This window comes from Paraburkholderia sp. 31.1 (genome assembly GCF_014397645.1).
Classification (GTDB): domain Bacteria; phylum Pseudomonadota; class Gammaproteobacteria; order Burkholderiales; family Burkholderiaceae; genus Paraburkholderia; species Paraburkholderia tuberum.
Window position 1 is genome coordinate 1 of the sequence record NZ_VZQN01000220.1, and the last position, 381, is coordinate 381.

The window sequence follows — 381 nt, forward strand, 5'->3', positions numbered from 1 at the left end:
ACGCTTCCTCTTCGTGCCCGTGCAGCAGCGCGTGGGCTTGCGAGACATCCGACACGTTGGCGGACGTGCCGACCACGCTATGCACCAGACCCGAATCGGCGTCGACTCCGATGTGGGCCTTCATCCCGAAGTGCCACTCGTTGCCCTTCTTCGTCTGATGCATCTCCGGGTCTCGGCTCTTCTCCGCGTTCTTGGTCGACGGCGGCGCTTCGATGATCGTCGCGTCGACCAACGTGCCTTCCTTCATCATCAGTCCGCGCTCACACAGCGAGATGCCGATCTCGTCGAACAACTTTCGCGTCAGATCGTGCTCGACCAGCAGGCGGCGGAACTTCAACAGCGTGGTCGCATCCGGCGCGTTCTCGACGGCCAGATCGATGC

1 protein-coding gene is annotated in these 381 nt (G+C 62.5%); it reads right to left on the reverse strand.

Annotated features, from left to right (window positions below):
- A partial coding sequence (locus F6X37_RS36070) for an IS5 family transposase (protein WP_187614699.1) occupies positions 1-381 on the reverse strand: 381 nt, incomplete at both ends.